General features: G+C 35.6%; 2 protein-coding genes. Both read right to left on the bottom strand.

The genetic code is table 11. From position 1 onward, the window contains the following. Window positions 1-277: 277 nt before the first annotated feature. Window positions 278-985, bottom strand: coding sequence for a hypothetical protein (locus LX80_RS14320; protein WP_170120478.1), 708 nt, complete (start codon window positions 983-985; stop codon window positions 278-280). Between the two features lie 285 nt (window positions 986-1,270). After that, window positions 1,271-1,909, bottom strand: coding sequence for a hypothetical protein (locus LX80_RS14315; protein WP_111297328.1), 639 nt, complete (start codon window positions 1,907-1,909; stop codon window positions 1,271-1,273). Window positions 1,910-2,063 lie beyond the last annotated feature (154 nt).

The following is a 2,063-nucleotide window of genomic DNA, read 5'->3' as shown; positions in this document are numbered from 1 at the left end:
TTAGTCAAAGTAAACTAAATATTTAGTTGCTGGTAAATATTTGTAATTAAAAATTTAGAGAGGTCAAATATAATGGTGTACAACGAGCAGGGCTTTATGCAGGTTGGGAATTAGAATTCCGACTGCCGATAACCGCTGCTGATTGAAAATATAAAGTTGAATTTAAGAACTAAAGTTGAAAATTGTTTGTCCAGCCCGAACCACAGCCTGGATTTGCAATTGGCTGATGTTTGCTGGTCATGCCCAACTTGCATAAAACCCAATGTTGCCTGTAGTTTTATTTTTCGTCACGTACCGAAATTATTTTAGTGTCCTTGTTATAAATGCTATAAACAACTTTTGCTTTATTTCGTGTTCTCTTGTCGTCTGAAACAAAATAGTCACAATAGGAAGCAAAGAAACTATGGTCAGCATCCCAAAGTCTTGCATAGTTTGAAGTGTCAGTTTCTTTGTCCTTCCAATAACCAAACATATCTAGAAGTTCAAATACGCCAGCAATTCTGTTGTGAAGTCCAAAGTTTTTCCCATCTAGATGTTGCTGAATTCCGTACTCAATCATTTCTAAAAAAGATTGGTTTGTCCCCCAATTTGTAAGTTTAGTATTTAAATGCTCAATAACTTCTGTCGCACTATAATTATTTATTTTTTGCATTTCAATTCCCAAATGCTGTCTTACTTCTTCTTTTTGCTCTTTGGAAAACAGGTTCATAAAACCTTTCATTGCGTCAATACCGAATAAAACAAGAGCTATTGTGTCGTAAACCTCTTGTGGGTCTTCCATAATATGAGTAAGGCGATTCTCTTTTAAGTCCAAATACAAATAGTTATTCTTAAAAATATTGCGTATAGTATCGAACCGTTTATTAAGTAAGTCTGCCTTTGAAATTTTAGAATTCCCTTGAAAACTTTCTACCTCAAAAATGTGAGCAGAGGAATAGAAAAATTTTGTCTTGTTGTCAGGAAGCAAAGCTCTTACTTCGTTCAAATTGTAGTCGCCATTCTCAATAGAAACTATTATGTTGTTGTCAAGGTATGCAGTCATTTGTAGTGGGTCTGAAAAATTACAGGCAACGTTCGAGTATTTGCGAAGGCAGGGAATTAATTGATTGTCCAGCCCGGTACAAATGCCCAATTGAAAATATGTTGTTGAAGTTAAGAACTAAAGCTGAACATTGAACGTCGAGCCCGAACTGCTGCTGATAGTAGCATATAGCTGATGTTACATTGTCCAGCCCTGCTTTTGCAAATACTTTTGTTGGCTGCCGTATTTCTATTTCAATTTATAGCTTGATAATTCCCAAATGCCGTTTCCTGGCAGTGGTCCTAAACTGTATTCGTTTTGATAGAACTTTGTCATTCCAATATTTGGGGTTAACCAAATAGTGTCTTTGGTGAATGAATTAACAACGTAACCAACTGTTTTTGATAATTGGAAAGTATTTTCAAATGTACCGGCTGGAACTGTTAAGCTGCTTTCATTTAAAACTTTTGTTGTGTCACCGAAAAATTTGTCTGTAAACCATTTGTTATTTACTTGTAATGGAAATATATATCTGCGTTTTTCCTCTGGCATTTGAGTTGTACAAGTTAAACATGGTACTCCATAGAAAACTGCTTTTTGTTCATCAATAACTACGAAAGAACTATCCAGTAAATATTTTTGATTTGTTGCATTTTGCAAAGTGCTTGTCCAAATTGTTGCACTTTGTCCATCTGGAAGTGTCCCAGTTCCAACAATGTCAACAAAAATATATCGTTCGCTATTAGAGCCGTCATTGTACTTATAAGCCCAATGATTACCTACTTCATTAGGGAACACTTGATTTGAAGGAGTGTTTGAAGGTGCATTATTTTCTTTGTTGCATGATGCGATGAAAAGCAGCAAGAAAAAAGTGAAGTAAGATTTCATAATCTGTCTTTTTAAAGATGACAGTTGTGTCCACCGAAACGTTGCAAAGATTATGGCAGCCAACGTTTTGCGGCTTGGCGAAGGTGGCGATTTAACCACAAATGTTCATACGAAGCACACACTTCAAATTTACGAAAAACTGTCATACGAAGCA

Origin of the sequence: Hydrotalea sandarakina (assembly GCF_003254115.1) — a bacterium.
Taxonomy (GTDB): Bacteria; Bacteroidota; Bacteroidia; order Chitinophagales; family Chitinophagaceae; genus Hydrotalea; species Hydrotalea sandarakina.
The sequence above is the reverse complement of the archived record's forward strand: the minus strand, read 5'-3'. Positions and strand labels throughout refer to the sequence as shown.